This is a genomic window from Streptomyces sp. NPDC096136 (genome assembly GCF_044763325.1).
GTDB lineage: Bacteria > Actinomycetota > Actinomycetes > Streptomycetales > Streptomycetaceae > Streptomyces.
The window spans coordinates 23,373-30,999 of the sequence record NZ_JBIWFZ010000018.1 but is presented as its reverse complement, the minus strand read 5'-3'; the positions used below and the strand labels follow the sequence as shown (position 1 = coordinate 30,999).

Here is a 7,627-nt window from a genome sequence, read left to right as displayed (position 1 = left end):
ATGCCCGCCCCGGCCCCCGCGCCAGCCCCTGAACCAGTACCGCCGGGCGCGCCTCGGCCCGTGGCCGTGCCCGCCCCGGCGGTCGTGCCCGCGGCCCCCGCGGCCGTGCGCGTACCGGCGGCCGTGGCAACGCCGGCACCTCGGGGCCTCTCCGCCCGCCCGGGCGCGAAGGGCGGGTCGGGGGTCGTGCTCGTAGGGGTGGGGTCCGGCATCGCCGGGCCGGGCCGGTCGCCTCCGGTCGCGGCCCCCGGCCCCGCCGCACCCTGCGGCACCGGCTCCCACAGCGCCGCCCAGCCCCCCAGGCCCGCCGCCAGGCGGGACAGGACCGCCGGGACCGGGTCCGGGCGGGCGGCGGCCGCCGCCAGGGACTGCTGGGCCTCGGTGACGCGGCGGAGCTCACGGGTGCGGGCCTCCGCCATCAGGCGCCCGACGCTGCGGGCGACGGCCGTGAACGGGGTCCCCGGCGGGACCTCGACGAGCGGCAGCCCGTACCGCTCGCACGCCTCGGCCAGACCCGGCGGCACCACCTCGTGCACCGGGGTCACGCCGAAGCCGAGCGCGGCGGCCCCGGCGCGGGCGAGTCGGTCCACGTAGCCGGCGGCCCCGGCCTCCGTCAGCGCGGCCCCGGCCGTCAGCAGCAGCTCGCCGCCCAGCAGGTACGGGGACGGGTCCGCCATCTCGGAGGCGTGCACCCCGTGCACCTCCGCCACCGCCGGGCCCGCGAGGTGCCGCAGCCCGAGCCCCCGCTCCCCGAGCAGCCCCGCCAGCCCCACGGGCGGCGTCATCGGCTCCCCGGCGGGGGCCGACGGCGCCGCCCGGGGCCCGGTGCCGGGATGCGGGGGGACCGGGAGGTCGGCCATGGATACTCCGTACATTTCAGCGCAGCCAGATGGATGAAACGTACCCTCCCCGCCCCCGCGCGGCACGCTTACGCTCGAAGGACCGCACACAGCAGGACCACCGCAGGACCACCAGAAGGGCACCCCCCATGAGCACCGAGCAGACGCCGCGCGGCCCCGTCGACTCCTCCCGCATCCCGCGCTACGCCGGTCCGGCGACCTTCGCCCGCCTGCCCCGCCTCGACGAGGTCGGCTCCGCCGACGTCGCCGTCGTCGGCGTGCCCTTCGACTCCGGTGTCTCCTACCGCCCCGGCGCCCGCTTCGGCGGCAACGCCATCCGCGAGGCCTCGCGCCTGCTGCGCCCCTACAACCCGGCGCAGGACGCCTCCCCGTTCGCCCTCGCGCAGGTCGCCGACGCCGGTGACATCGCGGTGAACCCCTTCAACATCAACGAGGCCGTCGAGACGGTCGAGGCCGCCGCCGACGAGCTCCTCGGCAACGGCTCCCGCCTGATGACCCTCGGCGGCGACCACACCATCGCCCTGCCCCTGCTGCGCTCGGTCGCGAAGAAGCACGGCCCGGTCGCCCTGCTGCACTTCGACGCCCACCTGGACACCTGGGACACCTACTTCGGCGCCGAGTACACCCACGGCACGCCGTTCCGCCGCGCCGTCGAGGAGGGCATCCTCGACACCGAGGCCCTCTCCCACGTCGGTACCCGCGGCCCGCTGTACGGCAAGCAGGACCTGGACGACGACGCCAAGATGGGCTTCGGCATCGTGACCTCCGCCGACGTCTACCGCCGCGGCGCCGACGAGATCGCCGACCAGCTGCGCCAGCGCATCGGCGACCGCCCGCTGTACATCTCCATCGACATCGACGTCCTGGACCCGGCGCACGCGCCCGGCACCGGCACGCCGGAGGCGGGCGGCATGACCTCCCGCGAGCTGCTGGAGATCATCCGCGGCCTGTCGTCCTGCAACCTCGTTTCCGCCGACGTGGTGGAGGTCGCCCCGGCGTACGATCACGCCGAGATCACCTCGGTCGCGGCCTCGCACACCGCGTACGAGCTCACCACGATCATGAGCCGCCAGATCGCCGCCTCCAAGGCGAAGTAGCGCGAGGCACGGCGGCCCCGGCAGCGCAGCGCGACGGCACGAAGGGCACGCAAGCACGTGACGCACGACCACGACCTGGTTCTCCGCCCCACCGAGGCCCAGACGGCGGCCGCCCTGGCCCCGCCGCCGGGCCGCACGGGCGGGGACCTGGTCGTGGAGACGCTGCGCGGCCTCGGCGCGACGACCGTCTTCGGTCTGCCGGGGCAGCACGCGCTGGCCCTCTTCGACGCCGTCGGCCGCTCCGACCTGCGACTGGTCGGCCTGCGGACGGAGAACAACGCGGGGTTCGCCGCCGACGCCTACGGCCGCCTCACCGGCGAGGCGGTCCCGCTGCTGCTCTCCACGGGCCCCGGGGCGCTCATGTCCCTGCCGGCCCTCGCCGAGGCGGCGGCCGCCTCCGCGCCCGTCCTCGCCATCTCCTCCCAGGTCCCGTCCCCGGGCCTGGGCGGGGGCCGGCGCGGCCACCTGCACGAGCTCCGCGAGCAGTCCGCGTCCTTCCGGGACGTGGTGAAGTCGGTCCACACCGCCCGCACCCCCTCCCAGATCCCCTCGGTCGTCGCCGAGGCCTGGGAGTCGGCCCTCACCGCACCGCACGGCCCCGTCTGGGTGGAGATCCCCGAGGACGTGCTCCGCGCGGAGACGGTGGTCCCGCAGGTCACGGGCATGGACGCGAGCCCGCACGAGCTCGCCCCGCGCCCGGAGCTGACCGCGCTGGCGGCGCACTGGCTGTCCCGGGCCTCCCGTCCGGTGATCATCGCGGGCGGCGGCGTGATCCGCGCCGACGCGGCGGGCAAGCTCAGGCAGCTCGCCGAGCGGCTGGACGCCCCCGTCGTCACCACCTTCGGCGGCAAGGGCGCCTTCCCCTGGACCCACCCGCTCTCCCTCCAGTCCTGGCTGGAGGACCGCCACATGACGGACTTCCTGGAGGACGCGGACGTCCTCCTCGTCGTCGGCTCCGGCCTGGGCGAGCTGTCCTCGAACTACCACACCTTCTTCCCCACGGGCCGGGTCGTCCAGATCGAGGCCGACCTCGGGAAGCTGGAGTCCAACCACCCGGCGCTCGGCATCCACGCGGACGCACGCCTGGCCCTCCAGGCCCTCCTGGAGACGGTGGAGCCCCGCGAGGACGCGGACGCCCCCGCCCGGGTCCGCGCGGTCCTCGCCGACATCGCCGCCCGCCTCGCCGCCCAGGACCTCGGCCTCGAACAGGAGCTCCTGGCCTCGATCAGGTCCGCCCTGCCGGCCCGCTCCCCGTCCTTCTGGGACATGACGATCCTGTCCTACTGGGCCTGGTCGGCCTTCGACGCCAAGCACCCCAACACCATGCACTCGGCCCAGGGCGCGGGCGGCCTCGGCTACGCCTTCCCGGCGGCCCTCGGCGCGGCGGTCGCGGAGCCCGGCACCCCGGTCCTCGCGGTCTCCGGCGACGGCGGCGCGATGTACTCCGTCGCCGAGCTCGCCACCGCGCGGCAGTACGACCTGGACGTCACCTGGCTGATCGTGGACGACGGCGGCTACGGCATCCTGCGCGAGTACATGACGGACGCCTTCGACGGCCGCACCACCGGCACCGAACTCACCCGCCCCGACTTCGCCGCCCTGGCACGGTCCTTCGGCGTCCCGGCCGCCACCACCACCCCGGCCACCCTCCGCGAGGACCTCGCCGCCTCCCTCGCCACCCCCGGCCCCTCGGTCCTGGTCCTCCCGGCCGCCCCGAGGATGTTCGCCCCGACGCACCTGGGCTGACCCGTACGGGTGCTCCCCGCGTGCGCCGGAGGCGCCGTACGCGCATGTTCGAATTGTTGCGGCGGGATGAAATCCGCCGGTCGGAGCGTTGGGGGTGGCGGCAGGACAGGACCTACGGGGAGGCACCCACGTGACGGCGGCTGGGGAGAAACAGGGCTGGGGCAGGCGGCTGGCCGCCTACACCTGGCGGTACAGGCTCAACGTGCTGCTGGCGCTCGGCTCGTCGCTGGCCGGCATGGCCGTCATGGCGCTCGTACCGCTCGTCACCCGGGTCATCATCGACGACGTCATCGGGGACGGGACCCGGCGGATGGGGCCCTGGGCGGGCCTGCTCGTCGGCGCCGCCCTGCTGGTCTACGCGGCCACCTACGTGCGCCGGTACTACGGCGGCCGCCTCGCCCTCGACGTGCAGCACGACCTGCGCACCGACATGTACGACACCATCGCCCGCCTCGACGGGCGGCGGCAGGACGAGCTGTCGACCGGGCAGGTCGTCGGCCGGGCCACCAGCGACCTCCAGCTGATCCAGGGCCTGCTGTTCATGCTGCCCATGACCATCGGCAACTTCCTGCTCTTCGGGATATCCCTGGCCGTCATGGTGTGGCTGTCGCCGCTGCTGACGGTGGTCGCGCTGCTGATGGCTCCCGCGCTGTGGTTCATCGCCAAGCGCAGCCGCAAGAAGCTCTTCCCCGCCACCTGGTACGCCCAGGGCCAGGCCGCCGCCGTCGCCACCGTCGTCGACGGGGCCGTGACCGGGGTGCGCGTGGTCAAGGGCTTCGGGCAGGAGGAGCAGGAGACCGGCAAGCTCCGCGCGGCCGGCCGCCGGCTCTTCGGCGGGCGGATGCGCGCCATCCGGCTGAACTCCCGCTACACCCCCGCCCTCCAGGCCGTCCCCGCGCTCGGCCAGGTCGCCATGCTGGCCCTCGGCGGCTGGCTGGCCACCAACGGGCACATCACCCTCGGCACCTTCGTCGCCTTCTCCACCTACCTCGCCCAGCTCGTCGGCCCCGTCCGCATGCTCGCCATGGTGCTCACCGTCGGCCAGCAGGCCCGGGCCGGCGTGGAACGGGTCTTCGAGCTCATCGACACCGAGCCGGTGATCCGCGAGGGGACGCGGGAGCTGCCCGCCGACGCGCCCGCCACCGTCGAGTTCGAGGACGTCCGCTTCGGCTACGACCCCGAGCGACCCGTCCTCGACGGCTTCTCGCTCACCCTCGACGAGGGCGAGACCGTCGCCGTCGTCGGGGCGTCCGGCTCCGGCAAGTCCACCGTCTCGCTCCTCCTGCCGCGCTTCTACGACGCCGACCGCGGCACCGTCCGCGTCGGCGGCCACGACGTGCGCGAGCTGACCTACGACTCCCTGCGCGCCGCCATCGGGCTCGTGCCCGAGGACTCCTTCCTCTTCTCCGACACCATCCGGGCCAACATCGCCTACGGGCGTCCCGGCGCCACCGACGAGGAGATACGCGCGGCCGCCCGAGCGGCCCAAGCGGAAACGTTCGTCCAGGCGCTGCCGGCCGGCTACGACACCAAGGTCGGCGAACAGGGCCTGACCCTCTCCGGCGGACAGCGCCAGCGCATCGCGCTCGCCCGCGCCCTGCTGACCGACCCCCGGCTCCTCCTCCTCGACGACGCCACCTCCGCCGTCGACGCCCGCGTCGAGCACGAGATCCACGAGGCGCTGCGCGCCGTCATGGCCGGCCGCACCACCCTGCTGATCGCCCACCGCCGCTCCACCCTCGCCCTCGCCGACCGGATCGCCGTCCTCGACGGCGGCCGGCTCGCCGACATCGGCACGCACGAGGAGCTGGAGGTCCGCTCCGCGCTCTACCGCCGCCTGCTGACCGACCCCGAGGCCCTCGGCGCCGGCTCCCCGCGCATCCCCGACGCCCCCTCCATGGCCGAGTTCGAACGGGACATCGAGGGAGACCTCGAACGGGACATCGAGCTGGAGGCCGAGATCGACTCCGAGCCGGTGAACGCCAAGCGGCGCGTCGCCGACGGGGTCACCCCCGAGCTGTGGCGCCGCGAGGAGGAGACGGGCGAACCCGGCACGGCACCCGGGATGCCCGGGGCCACCCCCGAACTGCTCGCGCAGGTCGCCGCCCTGCCGCCGGCCGACGACCGGCCGGAGGTGGACGAGGACCGGGCCGCCGCCGCCGAGGAGAGCTACGGCCTGCGCCGGCTGCTCCACGGCTTCTGGGCCCCGCTCGCCGTCAGCCTCGCCCTCGTCGCCCTCGATGCCGGCGCCGGCCTGCTGCTGCCGGTCCTGATCCGGCACGGCATCGACCAGGGCGTGGAGAAGGCAGCCCTGGGAGCGGTCTGGGCCGCCGCGGGCCTCGCCCTGGTCGTCGTCATCGCCCAGTGGGCCGCGCAGTTCGCCGAGACCCGGATGACCGGGCGCACCGGCGAGCGCGTCCTCTACGCCCTGCGCGTCAAGATCTTCGCCCAGCTCCAGCGGCTGGGCCTGGACTACTACGAGCGCGAGCTCACCGGCAAGATCATGACCCGGATGACCACCGACGTGGACTCCCTGTCCAGCTTCCTGCAGACCGGGCTGGTCACCGCCGTCGTCTCCGTCCTGACCTTCTTCGGCATCCTGATCGCCCTGCTCGTCCTCGACCTCGAACTCGCGCTGATCGTCTTCGCCACCCTGCCGGTGCTGGTCCTCGCCACGATCGTCTTCCGCCGCAAGTCGGTCGCCGCGTACGAGCTCGCCCGCGACCGGGTCAGCCTGGTCAACGCCGACCTCCAGGAGTCGGTGGCCGGGCTGCGCCTGGTCCAGGCCTTCCGCCGCCAGCACTCCGGCGCCGAGCGCTTCGCCGAGCGCAGCGACTCCTACCGCCAGGCCCGGGTGCGGGGCCAGTGGCTGATATCCGTCTACTTCCCCTTCGTCCAGCTGCTGTCCTCGGGCGCGGCGGCGGCCGTGCTGATCGTCGGCGCGGGCCGGGTGGAGGCCGCCACCCTCACCACCGGCGCGCTGGTGGCGTACCTGCTCTACATCGACCTGTTCTTCGCCCCGGTCCAGCAGCTCTCCCAGGTCTTCGACGGCTACCAGCAGGCCACCGTCTCCCTCGGCCGCATCCAGGACCTGCTGCGCGAGCCCACCACCACCCCGCCCCCGGCCGCGCCCCGCGAGGTGCACGCCCTGCACGGCGAGATCGTCTTCGAGGACGTCCGCTTCGCGTACGCCACCGCCGAGGAGCGCGGCGAGAACGGCGAGGCGCTGGGCGGCATCAACCTGCGGATACCGGCCGGGCAGACCGTCGCCTTCGTCGGCGAGACCGGCGCCGGGAAGTCCACCCTGGTCAAGATGGTGGCCCGGTTCTACGACCCGACCTCCGGCCGGGTCACCGCCGACGGCACCGACCTGCGGGACCTGGACCTGACGGCGTACCGCCACCGGCTGGGGGTCGTCCCGCAGGAGTCGTACCTCTTCCCGGGGACGGTCCGCGACGCCATCGCCTACGGGCGGCCGGGGGCGAGCGACGCCGAGGTGGAGGCGGCCGCCCGCGCGGTCGGCGCCCACGACATGGTCGCCACCCTCGACGGCGGCTACCTGCACACCGTCACCGAGCGCGGCCGCAACCTCTCCGCGGGCCAGCGCCAGCTGATCGCACTGGCCCGCGCCGAGCTCGTCGACCCGGACGTGCTGCTGCTCGACGAGGCCACCGCCGCCCTCGACCTGGCCACCGAGGCGCAGGTCAACCAGGCCACCGACCGGCTCGCGGGCAAGCGCACGACCCTGGTGGTGGCCCACCGGCTGACCACCGCCGCCCGCGCCGACCGGGTGGTGGTCATGGAGCGCGGCCGGGTCGTCGAGGACGGCAGCCACGCCGAACTGCTCGCCCGGGGAGGCCGCTACGCCGTGCTGTGGCGGACCTTCGTCGGCGAGGACGAGCCGGCGGCGGCCGCGTAGCGGAG

4 protein-coding genes are annotated in these 7,627 nt (G+C 74.8%); 3 read left to right on the top strand and 1 reads right to left on the bottom strand.

Annotated elements, in window-relative coordinates; all coding sequences use genetic code 11:
* A partial coding sequence (locus ACIRBY_RS29120; protein ID WP_403905978.1) for a PucR family transcriptional regulator ligand-binding domain-containing protein occupies positions 1-860 on the bottom strand: 860 nt, incomplete at its 3' end.
* Positions 861-988: 128 nt separating this feature from the next.
* Here ACIRBY_RS29120 and speB point away from each other — a divergent pair.
* From speB to ACIRBY_RS29105, 3 genes are all read left to right on the top strand, one after another.
* The gene (gene speB / locus ACIRBY_RS29115) at positions 989-1,957 is read left to right on the top strand and encodes an agmatinase (protein WP_362057965.1); all 969 of its coding nucleotides are present in this window, start codon (positions 989-991) and stop codon (positions 1,955-1,957) included.
* Positions 1,958-2,014: 57 nt separating this feature from the next.
* Positions 2,015-3,703 carry a thiamine pyrophosphate-binding protein gene (locus ACIRBY_RS29110; protein WP_403905974.1) on the top strand — a complete coding sequence of 563 codons (1,689 nt, stop codon included), beginning with the start codon at positions 2,015-2,017 and terminating at the stop codon, positions 3,701-3,703.
* Positions 3,704-3,833: 130 nt separating this feature from the next.
* Entirely contained in the window at positions 3,834-7,622 is a 3,789-nt protein-coding gene (locus tag ACIRBY_RS29105) for an ABC transporter ATP-binding protein (RefSeq protein WP_403905971.1), read from the top strand.
* Positions 7,623-7,627: the final 5 nt, after the last annotated feature.

Bases quoted from the DNA above. Each gene is read 5' to 3' on its own strand.
- speB (WP_362057965.1), top strand. From the start codon at position 989: ATGAGCACCGAGCAGACGCCGCGCGGCCCCGTCGACTCCTCCCGCATC.